At 70.8% G+C, this 16,804-nt stretch carries 19 protein-coding genes; 7 read left to right on the forward strand and 12 right to left on the reverse strand.

Annotation, left to right across the window (positions count from 1 at the left end):
• The first annotated feature begins 630 nt into the window (after positions 1 to 630).
• The 4 genes from ACWCQM_RS37630 to ACWCQM_RS37645 all read left to right on the forward strand — a co-directional run bounded on the left by ACWCQM_RS37630 (position 631) and on the right by ACWCQM_RS37645 (position 5,035).
• Positions 631 to 3,033 (forward strand): Helicase associated domain protein, encoded by a 2,403-nt coding sequence (locus tag ACWCQM_RS37630; protein WP_450919584.1) that lies wholly within the window; start codon positions 631 to 633, stop codon positions 3,031 to 3,033.
• Positions 3,033 to 3,416, forward strand: a complete 384-nt coding sequence (locus ACWCQM_RS37635; protein ID WP_450919585.1) for a hypothetical protein — start codon at positions 3,033 to 3,035, stop codon at positions 3,414 to 3,416. Before ACWCQM_RS37630 ends, ACWCQM_RS37635 begins: the two co-directional genes overlap by 1 nt.
• A 411-nt stretch (positions 3,417 to 3,827) precedes the next feature.
• Positions 3,828 to 4,727 (forward strand): replication initiation protein, encoded by a 900-nt coding sequence (locus tag ACWCQM_RS37640; protein ID WP_450919586.1) that lies wholly within the window; start codon positions 3,828 to 3,830, stop codon positions 4,725 to 4,727.
• Positions 4,724 to 5,035: a DUF6115 domain-containing protein gene (locus tag ACWCQM_RS37645; protein ID WP_450919587.1), complete on the forward strand. Its 312-nt coding sequence runs from the start codon at positions 4,724 to 4,726 to the stop codon at positions 5,033 to 5,035. Before ACWCQM_RS37640 ends, ACWCQM_RS37645 begins: the two co-directional genes overlap by 4 nt.
• Positions 5,036 to 5,048: 13 nt before the next feature.
• Here ACWCQM_RS37645 and ACWCQM_RS37650 read toward each other — a convergent pair whose 3' ends face one another.
• The 6 genes from ACWCQM_RS37650 to ACWCQM_RS37675 form a co-directional block, all read right to left on the reverse strand.
• The gene (locus ACWCQM_RS37650) at positions 5,049 to 5,741 is read right to left on the reverse strand and encodes a zinc finger domain-containing protein (RefSeq protein ID WP_450919588.1); all 693 of its coding nucleotides are present in this window, start codon (positions 5,739 to 5,741) and stop codon (positions 5,049 to 5,051) included.
• Positions 5,738 to 6,250 (reverse strand): GNAT family N-acetyltransferase, encoded by a 513-nt coding sequence (locus ACWCQM_RS37655; RefSeq protein WP_450919589.1) that lies wholly within the window; start codon positions 6,248 to 6,250, stop codon positions 5,738 to 5,740. Before ACWCQM_RS37655 ends, ACWCQM_RS37650 begins: the two co-directional genes overlap by 4 nt.
• Positions 6,244 to 7,128, reverse strand: a complete 885-nt coding sequence (locus ACWCQM_RS37660) for a protein kinase domain-containing protein (protein ID WP_450919590.1) — start codon at positions 7,126 to 7,128, stop codon at positions 6,244 to 6,246. The genes ACWCQM_RS37655 and ACWCQM_RS37660 overlap by 7 nt, the downstream gene beginning before the upstream one ends.
• Positions 7,044 to 7,742, reverse strand: coding sequence for a DUF6875 domain-containing protein (locus ACWCQM_RS37665; RefSeq protein WP_450919591.1), 699 nt, complete (start codon positions 7,740 to 7,742; stop codon positions 7,044 to 7,046). Before ACWCQM_RS37665 ends, ACWCQM_RS37660 begins: the two co-directional genes overlap by 85 nt.
• Positions 7,739 to 8,140 carry a hypothetical protein gene (locus ACWCQM_RS37670; RefSeq protein WP_450919592.1) on the reverse strand — a complete coding sequence of 134 codons (402 nt, stop codon included), beginning with the start codon at positions 8,138 to 8,140 and terminating at the stop codon, positions 7,739 to 7,741. Before ACWCQM_RS37670 ends, ACWCQM_RS37665 begins: the two co-directional genes overlap by 4 nt.
• A gap of 122 nt (positions 8,141 to 8,262) precedes the next feature.
• Positions 8,263 to 8,661: a DUF6415 family natural product biosynthesis protein gene (locus tag ACWCQM_RS37675; RefSeq protein ID WP_450919593.1), complete on the reverse strand. Its 399-nt coding sequence runs from the start codon at positions 8,659 to 8,661 to the stop codon at positions 8,263 to 8,265.
• A gap of 181 nt (positions 8,662 to 8,842) precedes the next feature.
• On the opposite strand from ACWCQM_RS37675, the gene ACWCQM_RS37680 reads away from it, so the two are divergent.
• Together ACWCQM_RS37680 and ACWCQM_RS37685 are read left to right on the forward strand one after the other, a co-directional pair.
• The gene (locus ACWCQM_RS37680) at positions 8,843 to 9,898 is read left to right on the forward strand and encodes a helix-turn-helix domain-containing protein (protein WP_450919594.1); all 1,056 of its coding nucleotides are present in this window, start codon (positions 8,843 to 8,845) and stop codon (positions 9,896 to 9,898) included.
• Positions 9,899 to 9,912: 14 nt separating this feature from the next.
• Positions 9,913 to 10,485: an HD domain-containing protein gene (locus ACWCQM_RS37685; protein WP_450919595.1), complete on the forward strand. Its 573-nt coding sequence runs from the start codon at positions 9,913 to 9,915 to the stop codon at positions 10,483 to 10,485.
• 123 nt (positions 10,486 to 10,608) lie between these two features.
• On the opposite strand, the gene ACWCQM_RS37690 is transcribed toward ACWCQM_RS37685, so the two are convergent.
• The 3 genes from ACWCQM_RS37690 to ACWCQM_RS37700 form a co-directional block, all read right to left on the reverse strand.
• Positions 10,609 to 11,529, reverse strand: coding sequence for a hypothetical protein (locus ACWCQM_RS37690; protein ID WP_450919596.1), 921 nt, complete (start codon positions 11,527 to 11,529; stop codon positions 10,609 to 10,611).
• Positions 11,529 to 12,350 carry a helicase HerA domain-containing protein gene (locus ACWCQM_RS37695; RefSeq protein WP_450919597.1) on the reverse strand — a complete coding sequence of 274 codons (822 nt, stop codon included), beginning with the start codon at positions 12,348 to 12,350 and terminating at the stop codon, positions 11,529 to 11,531. The genes ACWCQM_RS37690 and ACWCQM_RS37695 overlap by 1 nt, the downstream gene beginning before the upstream one ends.
• Before the next feature lie 89 nt (positions 12,351 to 12,439).
• The gene (locus ACWCQM_RS37700; protein ID WP_450919598.1) at positions 12,440 to 14,383 is read right to left on the reverse strand and encodes a helicase HerA domain-containing protein; all 1,944 of its coding nucleotides are present in this window, start codon (positions 14,381 to 14,383) and stop codon (positions 12,440 to 12,442) included.
• A 262-nt stretch (positions 14,384 to 14,645) separates the two neighbouring features.
• On the opposite strand from ACWCQM_RS37700, the gene ACWCQM_RS37705 reads away from it, so the two are divergent.
• Complete coding sequence (locus ACWCQM_RS37705) at positions 14,646 to 15,092, forward strand: hypothetical protein (RefSeq protein ID WP_450919599.1); 447 nt, start codon at positions 14,646 to 14,648, stop codon at positions 15,090 to 15,092.
• Positions 15,093 to 15,114: 22 nt separating this feature from the next.
• On the opposite strand, the gene ACWCQM_RS37710 is transcribed toward ACWCQM_RS37705, so the two are convergent.
• The 3 genes from ACWCQM_RS37710 to ACWCQM_RS37720 all read right to left on the reverse strand — a co-directional run bounded on the left by ACWCQM_RS37710 (position 15,115) and on the right by ACWCQM_RS37720 (position 16,795).
• The gene (locus ACWCQM_RS37710; RefSeq protein ID WP_269288007.1) at positions 15,115 to 15,417 is read right to left on the reverse strand and encodes a hypothetical protein; all 303 of its coding nucleotides are present in this window, start codon (positions 15,415 to 15,417) and stop codon (positions 15,115 to 15,117) included.
• Positions 15,418 to 15,526: 109 nt separating this feature from the next.
• Entirely contained in the window at positions 15,527 to 15,811 is a 285-nt protein-coding gene (locus ACWCQM_RS37715) for a hypothetical protein (protein ID WP_450919600.1), read from the reverse strand.
• A 249-nt stretch (positions 15,812 to 16,060) separates the two neighbouring features.
• Positions 16,061 to 16,795, reverse strand: coding sequence for a DUF402 domain-containing protein (locus ACWCQM_RS37720; protein ID WP_450919601.1), 735 nt, complete (start codon positions 16,793 to 16,795; stop codon positions 16,061 to 16,063).
• Between the last annotated feature and the right edge of the window lie 9 nt (positions 16,796 to 16,804).

Raw genomic sequence — 16,804 nt, forward strand, 5'->3', positions numbered from 1 at the left:
GGATCTCCCGGATGCTCTCCGTCAGATCGCGGAGCGCCCAGCTCACGTCGGTTCCCTGTTGCGTCATGTGGACTAGTCGCTCTCTGCCGGGTCATAGTGAATGAATTGCGCAAGCGCAATTCGAATTCCGGCGCAAGCGCCGGAATGGAATTCCGTAAACGGAATTCCGGAAGGGAATGCAATTCGCGCAAGCGCTCATTGCGGGCACCCGCGTAAGCGCGGTCGCCTGGGCTGGCAACAAGGGGAGGTGCATCACGTGCGGCCCTGTGTAGGGCTTGGGATTCCTGGCCACCACCCCCGCAACGGATGTGACGGACTGTCGGCCCGATCGGGTGCCGGCCTCGCCGCAGTGACGGGTTCCGCTGCGCTCCACCCTGACCACTCCCCCACCCTCGAAACTGCCCTGTCAAGCTCACCAATACCCCATCAGCATACAGGACAACCGGCCGCTTCGGGGTAGGATTCGGCCATGTATCACCCTGGGGGTGAAAGTTGGCGCGTGGGTGATGCATCACGGGTTGTGCCTGTGTAGTGTTTGGGTCCAGACATCACAACCCCGGGCCACACCATCGCGCCGGGACCTTCCATTCTGATTACGCGCGACATTCCGCGAAAAGGAGAACACGGGAAATGGCCGTGAAGTTGCGTGACCACCAGATCGAGGCCGTTGCCGCCATCGTGCGGGGCTTCGATATCCCGCCGGGCGGTATCCCCGTGAATGGCCTTCGCGGGCAGGTGCACGCTGCGTGCGGCACGGGAAAGACCATCATTGCGGCGACGTCGGCAAAGCGCATTGTCCCCAAGGGCCGCATTCTCGTCCTGGTGCCGACGCTGGACCTTCTGACCCAGACGGTGCAGGCGTGGCGCGGCGCTGGGCATTCGGGGCCAGCGGTGGCGGTGTGCAGCCTCACCGACGACCCGGAGCTGTGGAACCTCAAGGTGCGCTCCACCACGAATCCCGTGCAGCTGGCTCTGTGGCACAGCACAGGGCCGGTCACCATCTTCGGGACGTACGCCTCGCTGGGAGTCCTGGCGGAGGCTTTCGAGGGCGCCTACGGGCAGCAGCTGGCCCCGATGGACCTCACGGTGGTCGATGAGGCCCACCGGACGTCGGGCTCGATGGGTAAGGCGTGGGCCGACGTCCACAGCCAGGGCGTCATCCCCTCGCACCGCCGGCTGTACCTGACGGCCACGCCGCGGATCTGGGAGGAGCGGCTGAACCGCGAGGTCTCAGAGGGGGTGCGTGACCCGCTGCCGCGTGAGATGGCGGCCTCCATGGACGACGAGCGGGTCTTCGGGCCGGTCCTCTACAAGCTCTCGTTGGCGTCGGCCGTGTCGCGGAAGCTGCTGGCGCGGTACCAGATCATCGTCCTGGAGCTCCAGGACCCGGTCGTCACGCCTGAGCGGCTGATGGGCGAGGAGCGGCACAGCGAGAAGGTCCGCGGTGAGCGTCTCGGGGCGCTCCAGGCCGCGCTGCTGCACACGATGGCGCAGCACGACCTGTCGACGTGCATCACCTTCCACCACCGGACGATAGAGGCACAGGCGTACGCGGAGGGTCTGGAGCGCGTGGCGGCGAAGCTGCACGCGGACCAGCCCGAGAAGTACCCCGCCCGGATCTGGGCGGACTGGCTGTGCGGTGAGCACGTGCCCGAGCGCCGGCGGGGAGTCCTGGGCGGCTTCGGGTCCACCGCGCAGCGGGCCGTGCTCTCGAACTGCCGGGTCCTGGGCGAGGGCGTGGACATCCGGGCCGTGGACTCGGTGGCCCTCCTGGACCCCAAGGGCGCTCCGCACGACATCGTCCAGGCGATCGGCCGGGCACTTCGTCAGAAGCCCGGACAGGGCAAGGTTGCCTCTCTGATCGTGCCGGTATTTCTCCAGCCCGGAGAAAAGCCGGAAGACATGTTCACCTCCGGATCGTATAAGCCCCTGGTGAAGGTATTGGAGGGTCTGCGGGCTCACGACGAAGAGGCAATCGAATTGCTCGCGATTCCGCAGGAGCCTCAGAAGGACGTCGCGCAGCCGTCCGAGTACATCGGTCCGCCGCCCGAGGAAGGCGAGGATGAATCCCGTCTCCTGCTGCGTTTTGCGGCCCCGCGTGACCCGGTGATGGTCGCGGACTGGATTTCCTTCAACGTGATCGACACGGAGCGCCAGGACTGGGGGCGCGGCTGGGCGTCGCTCAAGAAGTTCGCGGATCGTGAGCTTCACGCCCGGGTTCCGTACGGGCACAAGGAGGGCGCGTACCCGCTGGGGCAGTGGGTCGCGGAGCAGCGACGGGCGTACGGGGCAGGGCAGATGACCGGCCAGCGCGCCCAGCGGCTGGAGAAGCTGGGCATGGTCTGGAGCCCGGCCGATGAGCGGTTCCAGGAGAACCTGGAGGCCGCCAAGGCGTACTACGAGCAGCACTGGACGCTGTGCGCGCCCCGGTCCGCGACGATGCTGGACCGGCCGGTGGGGCAGTGGCTGTCGAACCTGCGGCGTGCCGGTGCGCTGGAGGGTCACCCCGAGTGGAAGACGGCGCTGGAGGCCGTGGATGAGCACTGGAACCCGGCGTGGCCGGCGGAGTGGCAGAGGCACTACGCGGCGCTGCGGGAGCTGCTGACGGACGAGGAGGACCACTCCGACGTCCTGCCCGGCTTCACCGTGCACGGCATGGACGTGGGCAAGTGGCTGGCGAAGCAGCGTCAGCACACGGTCTGGGCAGGGCTGATGGACGGGCAGCGTGAGCTCCTGGAGGCGGTCGGCGTGGTGCCGCTGCCCCCGGAGCAGGCGGAGCCCGCCAAGGGCACCAAGAAGGCTGTGAGCGCCTTCGAGAAGGGCGTGGCGGCCCTGACGCAGTACAAGGCCCGCGAGGGCTCTGTGACCGTCCCCAGGGCTCATGTGGAGCGGCTGGGGGACGGGAGCGAGGTGAAGCTGGGGGTGTTCCTCAGCAACAGCAAGAGCCGCCGGGCCAAGCTGACCGCCGACAAGCTCGCCGCGCTGGCCGGCCTCGGGCTGGAGTGGGCGACGACGGAAGGGGCGGCGGCGTGATGAGCGGCGACCGCGGGGAAGAGCAGCGCGTGAAGGCGGCCGTACGGCGGCACGGCCGGGAGAGGGCCTTCGCGGAGGCGGAGCACGTCATCTCGGCTCTGCTGGCCGACCCTGGGGTGCAGCAGGCGGGGGCGCAGGTCGAGGCGGCGGAGACGGAGCTCGGCACGGAGCTGTGCGCCCGTCTCCAGCCGTTCCAGGACCGCTACGACCAAGCCGTGGCGGAGGGCGACGCGGCCGGGCTCTGCGGGGGCAAGCACGGCCGCTGGGGGCGGATCTGCGCGTTGCCCGACGGTCACGAGACCTCGATGGAGGAACCACACTGGGGCCGCACCAGCGAGGGCCGGCCGATCGCGTGGGTGGGCAGCGCACCCGACGACTGGTGAACGGCGGTGAGACCGGCGACAGGACCCCGGGGCGCGCGGGCGGCCCGGGGTCCTTCGCTGTCTGGGGCCAGGGGCACCGGCCCCAGGCTCTACACGCACTGGGGTGCGATGCCGGGGCTTCTGGGCCGCGAGCATCGCACTGGCGTGCGTGTAGGCCCTGGGATCTTCGGGGTGCTCTCCCGGCGAACTACGGGGCGGCCGGGGTCCGGGTGCAGCAGGCTGAGATGCCCCAACCATCTGACTTGGTTCGTGACGGACTTTGAAGATGCGGCCACTGTGAAGTCCTCCCGTGGGAGTTGCCGGGTGTAGCAGGCCGGGATACCCCCAACCATCTGACTTGGTTCGTGACGGACTTTGAAGTTCGCGGCGTGTCCGGCTCTCTCGGGTCCGCCGGATCGGGATGATCAGCGCATGAACGTCGAGTTGCCCGGAGTGCAGTGGGATGAGTTGTGGCTGCCGTTGCGGCCGTACGCGACGAACTGGCTGCAGGAGGGGATCCGGCGGGAGCGGCGGCCGGTGGCGATGACGCGTCGGTACGTCGAGGCGAACCCGTCGGCGATGAGCAATCTCCTCGTCGTGGACGTGGACCACTCGGATGCGGTGCTGCGGGCGGTGTCGTCGGTGGGGTCACATCCGCTGCCCAACGCAGTCGTGGAGAACCCGGTGAATGGGCACGCTCATGCGGTGTGGGCCCTGGCGGAAGCGGTGACGCGGACCGAGTACGCCCGGCGCAAGCCACTGGCCTACGCCGCCGCCGTCACCGAGGGCCTGCGCCGCGCGCTGGACGGCGATGCGGCGTACTCGGGGCTGATGACGAAGAATCCGCTGCACGCGGACTGGAGCACCGAGTGGCTCCACGGCGGACTCCACACTCTCGGCGGCCTGGAGGAGGCGCTGAGCGACCACATGCCGCCCACGCGCTGGCGGGAGACCAAGCGGTTCCGCACCAACATCACAGGGCTGGGGCGCAACTGCTCGATCTTCGAGACGGCCCGGACCTGGGCGTACCGCGAGGTACGCCACCACTTCGGCAGCCCCGATACCCTCCACACCGCCATCCACACGGAAGTGCACACCCGGAACGCCGAGTTCACGGAGCCGCTGCCGACATCTGAGGCCCGTGCGATCGCCAACAGCATCCACCGGTGGATCACGACGCGCTCCAGGATGTGGAAGGACGGTGCGGCGGTCTACGAGGCCACCTTCGTCGCCATCCAGTCCGCCCGCGGCAAGAAGAGCGGTCAGGCGCGCACCGCAGGCCGGGACGAGCGCACCGAAGCCATGCTCGAGTACATGAGGGGGAAGCCGTGACGCAGGAGCCCAGGCGTGAACGTCGCACCGCGACCGCCCGTGAGCTCGCGGACCGGTTCGGAGTGTCCGAGCGGACGGTGCAGCGCATGATCGCCGAGGAACGCACGGCGTACGAGGGCCGATCCCGGCAACGACGGGACCAGATCGTCGAACTGCACCGGCAGGGACTGAAGGGCTACGAGATCGCGCGCGAGCTGAATATTTCCAACGGTCTGGTGTCCACCCGGCTCAAAGAAGCCCGCTCGGCCGGTGTCGACCTCACCCGCTACGCCGCTGCCGGTGACACCCAGGAGCAGGGCCGGGCGTAGCGGGCCGACCGGGTCAACTCTCGGTGCGTTCCTTCTGGATCTTCTGCATCTTGCGGGCCGTGTCGATCTGCGCGCGGATCATCGTGTCGAGCAGGGCTTCCGGGTCGCCGTCGGGGCCGACGGTCGCGGCCAGCAGCGAGGCGATTTGGCTGGCGAGGACGGTGACCACGTCGGCCGTCCCCACCGGGCCGCGGACCTCGATCAGTTTGCGCACGGCGTCGTCGATGCGGTCCATGGCCTCCTCGCCCTGGAGGAGCAGCCCGAGCCGGTCGGCGAGGAACATGCGGACGACCGCCACACCGTCGGCCAGGGCGGTGTCCACGTTGAAGTCGGCGCGGGCCTTCTCCGACTCCTTGAGCACGGCCGGGATCGTGTACGTCCGCTGCTCCGGGATGAGGCCCTCCTTTCGCCACTTCGCGTACGGGATGGGGCCGACGGCGTCACGGCGTGCACGGTGTTCGTTGGTCGGGCTACCGCCCGCGGTGCGGCAGGCCCGCCCTGCGGCTGTCTTGCAGGCCGGGCATTCGAGGCGGCGCATCCAAGAGCGCACGAGATCCATCTCGGCGGCGGAGCGGAGGTGGCGTCGCCACTCGCCGCCCCACGGGATGCTGTCCGATCCGTTCTCCACGCCCATTACCCCCTGGGTCCGGTGGTGTGTGCCGTCGTCGGCGCCGTTGACGACCGTACCGGCGGTGGCGCCCCTCAACGGTCGATCGGGAGAATGCCGTTGCCGCCGGTCTCCAGCGCGTACAGCTCGTAGGGGACGGGTCCGGTCTCGGAGTCTCGGTCGGCCGTGCCGATGCGGGTGAACCCGGCTTTGACCAGAACGCGGCCGGAGGCGGGGTTGTCGGGGTGGTGCATGGCCTCCAGCCGGTTGAGGCCGGCCGTGGTGAAGGCGACGGTGACGACCTGGTGGGCGGCTTGGGTGGCGTAGCCGTTGCCCCAGGTGCCCTCGCGCAGGATGTAGCTGATGGTGCCCATGGACGGGGACCGTCGCCGCAGGGCGATCAGGCCGATCACCTCGGTTCCGTGGAGGATGCCCCAGCTCCACTGCGCGCGCGGGGTCTCGGCTGCTCGGGCGAGGCCGGTGCGGATCTTCTCGTGGGCCTGGTCGAGGGTGAGGGCCCTGCCGGTGGTGTGCCGGATGGAAGCCCCGCTGTAGATGCGGGTGAGGGCGGGTGCGTCGTCGAGGACCAGGGCGCGCAGGGTCACCATGCGGCGGTCAGCTCCTTCGCGGTGGGACGGGCGGCGGGGTCGGGTGCCAGGCACGCCGTGATGGCGTCCTCGAACGCGGGGAAGGGCCACGGCCGGACGTCGCGCAGCGCGGTGGTGGTGCCCCGGGCGATGGCGGCCAGCTTCTCCAGCCGGTCGAGGTCGTCGTCGTAGGCGACGGGGCGCTGTCCGGTCCAGCACCAGAACAGGGAGGCGCCCAGGCTCCAGATGTCGCCGGGCGGCTGTGCCTGGATGTGGGTGTCGGCGGGGGTGTCGAGGATCTGCGTGGCGAGCTCGGGGGCGGTGGTGTGGGTGAGCGCGCCCCGGTACGGGACGCGGCGGCCGTTGGCGGGGCCGCAGGCGAGGGCGTAGTCGATGACGGCGGCGTGTCCGTCGTGGGTGACCAGGGTGTTGGTCGGCTGGACGTCGGCGTGGGCCCACCCGGCGGCGTGCATGAGCGCAAGGTGCTCCGTCCAGGTACGGGCGATGCCCGCGAGCCAGGGGCGCACCGAGGCGCGGTCTCCTTCCGGGCCGCGGGCGAGGGTGAGGGCCCGCCACAGGGGCGCCCCGTCGATCCAGTTGACGGCCAGCCACCGGCCGCCGTCCCACGGCCCGGCGCTCACCCGGTAGTCGGGGTCGAGGGCGCCAGCGGCGGTGAGGCGAAGGAGGTGGTCGTCCTCCTGGGCCATCTCGGCAGCCTTGTCGCGCGCGTCGTCGCCGTCGGGGTCGTTGGTCTTCAACGCGACGGCGCGCTTGGGGCCCTGGAGTTTCCAGGCGCGGGAGCCGCGCCGGTCGCTCAGGAGCTGGATCGCGGTGGGCTCGCCGGTGTGTCCGGTGAGGAGGGCGACGGCTTCGCCGGGGGGAGCAGGTGCCTGGCCCATGTGCGGATCTCCGTCCACTCGGTGGGGATGTGCTCGAACACGTCGCGGCCGTCGTCGTCGGCCGCGGCGAGCGCGGCGGCCAGGTCGGGCGTCGCGCTCAGGAAGCGGGGGTCGCGGCGACGGACGGCGGCCCTCACGGGGAGGAACGAGGCGGGGGCGGCCGGGATCCGGTGGCCGGCCGCGGTGACTTCCTCTTCTCCCGCGTAGAACTTGCCGAACATCACCCCGACCGGGCCGTAGAGGTTCTTCAGCACCCAGTGCGGCCAGGCGAACAGGTCACGGTGCCGGGTACCGAGTACGTCGCCCAGCAGGACGATGTTCTCGCACCGCAGCAGGCCGTGCGGCCGGTTCAGCAAAGGGCGCAGCCACTCCGCGGCCTGGACGCCCGCGTGGAAGAGCTCCGCCTGAACAGCTTCGGCGTCGCCGTCGGCGCGGTAGACCGTCCAGGACGTCAGACCCCGCTGGAGGGAAGGGGCGAGGTAGGGGCAGTGGGCGGTCATCTGCCGCGCGTAGCCGCTGATGTCCACGGACCTGGGCCGGGTGGTGCTGGCCTCAACGAGGCGCAGCGCCCCGGCGGTGGGCCGGGGCGCTGCGCTGGTGCGGCTGGTGGTCACCGGCGGGCGGTCTCCGGCTGGTCCGGGGCGATGTCGCCGTCGCCGCCGGCGGGGCCGCAGTCCCATTCGGCGACCACGATGCCGCTCTCCTGGTAGCGGGCGATGGCGGCCTGGTCGACGTTGCCGTGGGTGTCGGTGAACCAGATCTCCGGCAGCGGTCCGTACGCCTCTTCGTAGGCGGTGACCCAGGCGATCGGGCCGTGGCCGTTGTTCGCGACGTGACGGATGGGTTGGCCGGCGGTCTCCTGGCACAGGGCCGCGTAGGCGGGGGTGCCGAGCTGCTCGTGCCACTCCTTGTCCACGGCCGGGGAGAACATCTCGGGTGCGCTCTGGCCGTTCCTGAAGCGTTGGCCGGTGATGGTCAGGAACCGGCGCAGCTCGGTCGTTGCGGTGCTCATGGTGGTGCCCCTCTCGGTGTCGAGTGGTGCTCGCCCCGTCCGGGTTGGAACGGGTGTGGTGCCTTGTGGTGCCGTGCGCCGCGCACCCGGGGTCGTTGGTCCCGTCCGGGTGCGCGGCGGTCTCAGGGGGTTGTGGCTGGCTCGGGGGCGGCGCTGACGAGGCGGTCCAGGCGTTCGTACAGGGCGCGTACGAGCCGGGCGTGGCGCTGGGTACAGCGCGCGGTGCCCTCCGCTGGGACGGACAGGCGTCGGTCGGCTTCCTCGAGGACGACGTCGGCGAGGACTCGGGCGGCGTGCTCTTGGGGCAGCAGGCCAGCGGCGCGGCGGACGTCGGCGGCGACGGCGCGGGCGGAGCCGGTGAGCAGCAGGGTGATCTGCTTCAGGTCCGCAGGTGGCAAGCCGGGGTCGCCGGTCCATCCCAGCACGGCTTTGACCAGACCCTTGTGGAGTTCCCGGTCCAGGGGGAGTTCCGCTTCGAGGCGTCCTTCGGGGTCGTGGAGGACCACGTGTGTGCTGCTCATCGGTGCCTCGCCGGGTCGTGGGTCGCGGGCGGCACGGTCTCGTTCGTCGGACGTCGACCGCATCCCGACCGTACGGGCGGACCCGATGCGGTAGGACTGACCGTGAGTACGGGTTTGAGTGCGCAGGGCAACCGGGGAGCAGGCCGGTATGGGCAGGCCGCGACGAACAACATTAGGAGCGGTGACCGGCTTCGTGCTGCGTCTGATCCGCGAGTCGGTCCCTTGCACGCAGGCCGCCCTGGCGGAGCTCCTGGGCGTCGACGTGGACACGCTGCAGGGCTGGGAGTCGGGACGGCGCCCGCTGGCGAACATGCGGGCCGGAGCGCTGCTGGAGCTGCGCAGACGCCTGCCGGCGCTCGGTGCGGACGTAGCGCTGGTGGTGTGGCTGGACGCGGCGATGGACGCGGACCGGATCATCGCGGCCGGGCTGGACAGCGAGGTCGGCGGGCCGCACCCGCTGGCCGGGTGGGTGCATACCCGGGACACCGCGCACATGTTGGCCTGGGCGCTGAACGGCACGGTTCCGCCGGCGCTCGCCGGACGCTTACCCCGGCCCCGGCGCGGCCCGGTCGCCGTCGCGCCGCAACTGGCGGCTGCGGACCGGGCGGTGTTCTTCGACCATCTGCGGGGCACGACCGAGGCGGCGGCCCTCCAGGGCGAAGGCGGGGCGCTGCTGCACCGCCAGGCGCTCTACCTCGCCTCGTACGACCGAGGCCCGGACGCAGCCGCGTGGACCGCGCACACCCTTCACCGGCGTCGTGACGTGCTGGCCCGGCGGGGCTGGTCGCCGCACTGGGCGGAGGCCCGCTCCACCGCCACGGCGCTCGCCCGGCTGGGAGATCCGCAGCCGCTGCTGGACTTCATCGACCGCGCCCTGGCCGACGACGACACCGCGGAGGCCGCGAACCTCAACTACTGGGCGCTGTGGCTGGGGGCGTTGGCGTTGCCGCAGCCCGACGACGCGTTCATGCGGGACCGGGACCTGTCGGGCTGGGATCCGGTGACGCTGCTGCGGGGCCTGGCCCTCGGGCTGCACCTGGCGCCCGGGTACGTCGACCTGTACGCGCACTCGCTGTGGGCGCTGCTGACGGCCTTCCCGTGGCTGCCGCAGGCCGCCGGGCCGCTCTCTGACCTGCTGCGCGAGCAGGCTGGCCAACTCCTTGACGGGACAGCGCTATCAGCGAGATCCCGGCGCGAGCTCGCCCACGTCCACTACGTTTTCGATCACAACCGCTGACACCGGAGGACCGCATGACCGACGACACCACCAGGGGTACCGCGAGCTTCATCTCCGAGATGGGTGTGCTCAAGCGCGTCGCACGGACCGGCTGGTGGTTCACCGGCAACAAGGCCCCCGAATCGGTGGCGGAGCACTCCTTCCGCGTCGGGGTGATCGGCTCCGTCCTCGCCATGATGGAAGGCGTCGATCCGGCCCGGGTCGCGTTGATGTGCCTGTTCCACGACTCCCAGGAGACGCGGATCGGGGATATCGCGCACATCGGCCGGAAGTACATCCGGGCCGCCCCGAACGGCGAGGTGACCGCCGACCAGGTCGCCAACGCCCACCCGGCCGTGCGCACCGGGGTTCAGAGCGCGGTCGACGAGTACGAGGCCGCCGAAACGCCGGAGGCGATCGTGGCCCGAGACGCCGACAAGCTCGAATGCCTGGTCCAGGCGGTGGAGTACCGGGAGCAGGGCTACAGCCTCACCCAGAACTGGATCGACACCAGCCTCGCCTCGCTCAAGACCCCGTCCGCGAAAGCCCTGGCCGACGCCGCGCTGAGCATGGACTCACTCCAGTGGCAGAAGAACTTCCTGCCCTAACCGGCCCCGGCGCGGTCCGTGACGCCGGGGCCGGGCACGTCATTGACCCGTACGGCTCCATCAAGCCGGGCCCCGGGATGTCATGGCTGATCCCCCGGGGCCCGTGGTGTGTCCGACTCGGGGTCAGCTCTCGTTGTCGTCCGGGTCGGTGAGCCAGTTGACGACGTCGGCGTTGGTCATCAGGACCGCCTGCGTTTCGTGGGTGGTGTCCTGCTGGACGACGTGGAAGCGGCCCGGGTGCGGGCTCTGCTTCGGGGCGGGGCCGGCCATCGGGGCGAGGCGCTGCCAGGTGTCGGCCGTGAACCGCGCCAGGATCACCGTGGCGAACAGCTCGCGAGCGGCCCCTTCGAGGACGGTGGCCTGGGGCCGTCCGTCGAAGATGACGTGGATGCGGGCCGCGCGTCCCACCCAGAGGGCTTCCTCGAGGGCGGCGATGGCGGGGGACGTCTTCGGGTCGTCCTTCTGCCGGAAGGTCTCCCAGTAGCGGGCGAGGTGGCGCAGCGTGGTGTTGGCCTCGTCGACCGCGACGATCAGGCGCGGCACGTCGTCCAGGTCGCCTTCGAGGTCGAGGCGGCGCTCCAGCTCGGAGGCGAGGTGGACCAGGGCGTCGTGGATGCCGGCGATGTTGCCGCGGTGGGTCACCGTGGGCAGGGACTTCGCCCACAGGTGGGAGATCCGCTTGGGGTCGAGGACCAGGGCGTGGGCGCCCTGGTGCAGGAACTGGGCGGTCAGGGAGCGCAGCATCGTGGTGCTGCCGCCGCCGGTGGCGGTGCAGACCAGGACGTGCGGGGATTCGGCGTCCAGGTCGACGGCGATGGCCCGCCCGGTGGTGCTGATGCCGATGAGCGCGGTCCCTTCGGGCAGCGCCTCTATCTGCTCGCGCAGGCCGGGGTCGGTGAAGTGCAGCACCTGCGGGAGCGCGGTGGTGTTCGTCATGGTGCGGTGTTCCTTTTCTGTGCGGTGCCTGGTGAACCGGGCGTTCTCCAGGACGAGGGGGATCGTGTCGGCGAAACCGGACAGGGCCCGGTCCGGCCGATTCGGCATCAGCCCTCTTCGCTCTGCGGGGCGGCGGCCCACGCCGCGGCTTCGGTCTCGCTCAGAAGCAGGACCTGCGTGGGGTGCGCGGTGGAGCGCTGCACGGCGTGGAAGCGGCCCGGGTGGGCGCTTCCCTTCGGGACGGTGGCGACCTGCGGGGCGGCCTGGCTCCAGGTGCGGGCGGTGACCCGTCCCAGGAGCACGGTGGAGAAGTGCTCGCGTCCCAGCGCGGCGCTGAAGCTCTGGGCACCGGCGAGGATGTGGATGCGGACCTCGCGCCCGGCGAAGAGGAGCTCCTCGTACGCATTCACGGCCGGGGACGTCTTCGGGTCGCCCGCCTGGCGGACCTTTTCCCAGTGGCGGGCCAGCTGCCGCAGGGTGTGGCCGGCGGACTCGAACACCACCGTCAGCCGGGGCAGGTCTTCGGTGTCACCGTGCTCGTCGGCGTGGTCGATGCGGCGCTTCAGTTCGGCGCTCAGGCCGAGAAGGGCGTCGTGGATGTCGTCGATGTCGCGGCGGTAGGTCACCGTCGGCAGGGCGCGCGCCCACGACTGGGAGATGCGCTTGAAGTCGAGGACCAGGACATGCCCGCCGTTGTGCAGGAGCTGGGCGGTCAGGGTGCGCAGGGCGGTGGAGGTGCCGCCGCCCGAGGCGGAGTAGACCAGGACGTGCGGCGATTCGTTGTCCAGGTCGACGCAGACCGGCTGCCCGTCGGTGCCGAGGCCGATGAGGACCTGGGAGGCGGGCAGCGCTTCCAGCTGCTCGCGGACGCCCGGGTCGGTGAGGCGCAGCTGCTGCGGGAGGGTGCTCTTCTGGGTGGTCTTCCACATGGTGGCGGTGTTCCTTTTCCGTGCTGTGCCCGGTGAACCGGACGTTCTCCGGGGCGAGGGGGCGTGTCGGCTGGAGCGGACAGGGCCGTTCAGTCGAGGTCGGTGGTGCCGGTGGCGGCGCGGGGCCGGTTGCGTGCCCAGTGCTTGAGGTCACCGGCGCGGTAGAGGAGTTCGGTGCCGCGCTTGTCGACCGGCTTGGGGAAGGTGCGGTCGTTGGCGCGGGCGTAGCGCAGGGCTGCGACGGTGATGTCCGGCAGGTGGTGCTGGTGGGCCTCGCGCAGTCCCACCGCCTGGTCGTCGTCGACCGCGGCCGGGTTCGCCGGCGGCGTCGCCGCGGTGGTGCCGGGGTCGGCGGCCGGGGGCTTGGTGTTCCAGGCGTCGGCGAGGACGTCGACGTCGGCGGCCTGCGCCGGATCGGGGGTGGTGGGCGAGAGGGCCGGGTCGCTCCAGGCGTCGGCCAGGGAGTCGGCGGGCGGGACGGCGGGCTTGTGCAGCACCGCCGGGCCCGGCTGCGCGGGGAGGCCCGCGTGCTGCGGTTCGGTGGCGGCCTTGCCGGTGCTGGCCCACTCGCGGGCTTCGGCCTCGGTGAAGAAGAGGATCTGCGTCTCGCGCGCGGACCCGCCGCTGACGACCTGGGCGCGGCCGTGGTGCTTCGTGGACTTCGGCGCGGGATGGACCTCTGGGGCGAGCATCCGCCAGGCGTTGACGCTGTAGCGGGCAAGGATGCGGGTGGAGAACTGCTCGCGGACCTCCGGGCCCCCGAGGGCGCGGGCGGTCGCGGACTGGGCGACCAGGAGGACGTGCATGCGCAGCTGGCGGCCCATGTAGAGGATCTCGTTGAGCGCGTCGATGGCCGGGGAGACCTTCGGGTCGCCGGACTCGCGGATCTTCTCCCAGTACCGGGCCAGCTGCTTCATCGTCGCGTTGACCTCCTCGAGGAGGATCAGCAACCGGGGGCCGATGGCCTTGGGGTCGGCGCCGATGCCCAGTTCGTCGGCGACCCGGGTGCGGCGCCGCCCCTCCATGCCGAGCGCGATGAGCTGGTCGTGGATGTCGGCGATGTCGGCGCAGTAGGTGACGTTCGGAACCCCGCGCGCCCACGGGTGAGAGATCCGCTTGGTGTCGAGGACGAAGACGTGGCTGCCGTGGTGGAGCATCTGGCAGGCGATACAGCGCAGGGTCACCGACTTGCCGCCGCCGGTGGAGGCGTTGACCAGGATGTGCGGGGATTCGGCGTCCAGGTCGACGGAGACGATCCCCCCGCCGGCACCGAACCCGATGATGGGCGCGGACTCCTTGGCCTTGGCCACCAGCTCCCGCGTCTTGGGGTCCTTGAAGAGCGCCTTCGCCGGGGGCTTGCGGGTCTTCTTCACCAGCACGTACGGCTTACGGCCCTCGGGGTGCCAGGAGAAGCTCACGCCCTCCAGGGCGAGCTTCTGGGTGATGAGGTCGGCGACGACCTCACGGGAGAAGCCCAGCTGACGGGGCAGGTCGATGCGTATCTCCGCGTCGTCGTCGGAGAAGTTCTTCGGGACGTGGAGATAGCGCCGCGGCTCGGTCTGCTCCGCCAGCCCGAGCGGCCGGTGGAGAGCGTCGTGCAGCGGACCGACCCACTCCCGCATCAGCTCCCGGCGCTCACGGGTCAGCACCATGTACGCCGCGCTGCCCACGGTCAGGACGGAGGCCGCGCCGATCCCGCCGGCCTCCAGCGCAGCGAGCGCCTGGTCCCTGCTCTCCCACAGCTCCTGGACGGTCTCCACGGTGGCGTCCAGGTCCTGGGTGGACAGGTAGCCGGTCTCCGCGACGCCCGCACCGAGGGCGAGGCGGAAGGACAGGCGGCGCCACCCGGGCTTGTAGGAGCGGCGCCGGACCTTGCCCTCCACCTTCGGCAGGACCCGGGTGCCCGAGCGCCAGAACGTGGCGTCGGTCCGCTTCACGCCGTCCAGGTCCCGGCCGGCCAACACCCTGCCGATCCCGAACACGAGGGATTCGGCGTCCTTCTCCACCTGCTTGTCGAACTTCGTCTGCGCCACGGCTGTCCGGCCCTTCGTTCTGGTTGTGCTTGCGGGCGTGACGGTGTCGCGAAAAGCGGACACCGACGCTCAGGCGCAGAACGTAGAACGGTTCACCTGTGGATAAAGGCCGCGAACCAGGAGATAAAACCATCCCGAACTGGGGCAGGCTGCGACGCACTGACCCGTCAGGCATCGCGCGGCCCTGAAATTCTTCGCGTTCCGAACCGGAGGAGGTCACGGATCGGGAGTCGCCAACTCACTCAGTGGCTACGGTGGCTGGATGTCCTTTGACGAAGGGTTCGGGTTCGACATGGCGCAGACCGACGCACCGAGCGGAGTGATCGTCAACGCACTGCGCTGGGAGATCCTCAACGACTGGATTCAGTACCAGCACGACGACAAGTTCGAGGACAAGACCGCCGAGATGTCGTACTGGTGGGGCTTCGTGAAGCGCGACACCGGCTTCGAGTCACTGAAATGCCTCTGGGCCAAGCACGAAAGCAACTACCCCATGTTCGCCGAGGCCATCTGGCTCCTGCACCGGGAGTTCAGCGAGGGCGCCGGGGCAGACCACCACCCGCTCTTCGCGAACGTTCCCCCGATCCCGGCCGAAGTCCTGTTCCAGAAGATCGCCAGCTGTTCCGCTCCGGTGCACCGCTCGCTCACCGAGGAACAAATGGTCGCGATCCTGCGCAAGGCGCCGCAGGACTACAGCCGCATGTCGTAGCGCCTCGTCTGACCCGCGTGGGTCAGGGTGTGTCGCCGGAGTAGTGGAAGCGGCACACGACACCCGGGCCGCCCGGCGGGCGCGGCTCGCCGGGGAGCGGGTCGTACAGCGCCCGACCGCCGGGCCAGCGCCCCAGCTCGGTCATCAGGGCGACGCCGTCCTCGATCTCTTCCGGCCGCCAACCCGTGATGTCGAGCAGTAGTCCGTCCAGCGGCCCGCCGACCAGAACGGCGTACGTCTGGTGCGGGAGCGGTCCCGGGTTGGGGGCGTCGTGGTCGTGGCCGTACACCCGGCCGCGCAGCAGCTGCTCGTCATCGGCGTTCATCCGACCAGCCTCCCAGCCACCCCCGACAGCGGAAGGCCGGCGGCGCCCCATAGTCCGGCCCCTCCCGCCCCACGGGAGGAGCCGGAGGGACCCTCCCTCGGGGCGGGCGTCAGGCGCAGGGCAGACGGTCGGGGACGGGCCAGTCGATGCGCACCCCGCGACGGATCAGCGCGGTGATGCTGTCGACCTGGCAGGCGGGCGGCTGCTCCTGGGTGAAGCGGCGCAGCGCCCGGTGCACGCCGTAGCGCAGTTGGGCGTCGGTCATCCTGGGCGCCTGCTCCTGGAGCTCGTCGAGAAGCCGCCCGGCGCGGGCCGCGCGGGACAGCGCGGCGTCGGCGAGCGGTCCTTCGGCGAAGCCGTTGCGTACGGACAGGCCGGGCTCGATGAAGGTCATGGTGGCGATCCTTTCCGCCCGGCCGCGCTGGTCTCCCGGTTGGAGACGCGGTCGCGGGACCGAGCGGGCGGGAACGTAGAGCACCGAGTTCGTTAGCGTCGCGTCCTGGCCGCCGGCCCCGGGCGGGAGCAGACCTCTACCCCACGGCTACTGCGTGGGAAAGAGGTGTCGTCGGCGCGGACAGGCTTGCCCACGGGGTCTGACCAGGGACAACGGGCGGTGTCCGTTTTGCCGGGCTCCCACTCCCGGTCACACCTTCGGTCCCCCGCCGTGAGCAACCCTCCGGGCAACTGTCCAGCCCCCTTCCGGTGCAACCCTCTCCGCGGCCGCCACCGGCCGGGGGAGGCGCGGCGTGGGCCAGGTCGGCTCCCACCGCCAGGACGCCCACCGCTCCGCCTGCGCGAAGATCCCGGAGCATTCGGTGAGCATCGCCAGGACCTCGCCGCGGGCGGCGTCGACGGCCCGGTGCTCGGTTTCGGAGACGATGCCGAGGCGTCGCACGTGGGCGTACTCGTCTTCGTCCTTCCACTCCCAGCCGGTGAGGTCGGGCGCGACGACCAGGTCCACGGTGAGGTCGAGGGTGTCGAACCCGTCCTCGGTGCGGCGGGTGGGGTGCTCGAAGTTGACGTACCAGTTCCGCAGCCTGCGCCCGCCGCCGCTGTCGGGGACGAAGAAGGCGTTGATGCTGAACCAGGACGTGGGCGGCTTCCACAGCAGCAGGTCGGTCTCCTGCCACATCCCGGCCGCGAGTTCCCACTCCCCCGTTGCCATCGCGTCGAATGCCTCCGTGCGCACCGCGCGGTCCCCCTGCGCGCGGGCCTGCGCGTACAGAGCGGGCCACCGGGCCTGCGCTCCGGGCGTGCAGGCGGTCACCAGCGCCTCGCCGGTGTCGTCGACGACCCGCACGGCCAGCTCGCTCCACACCCTGCCCGACCGGTGCACGTCCCGCCGTACGACCGTCTGGCCCGTCTCGAATCCGCGCACCGCGTCCCC

Source organism: Streptomyces sp. NPDC002125, assembly GCF_053593715.1.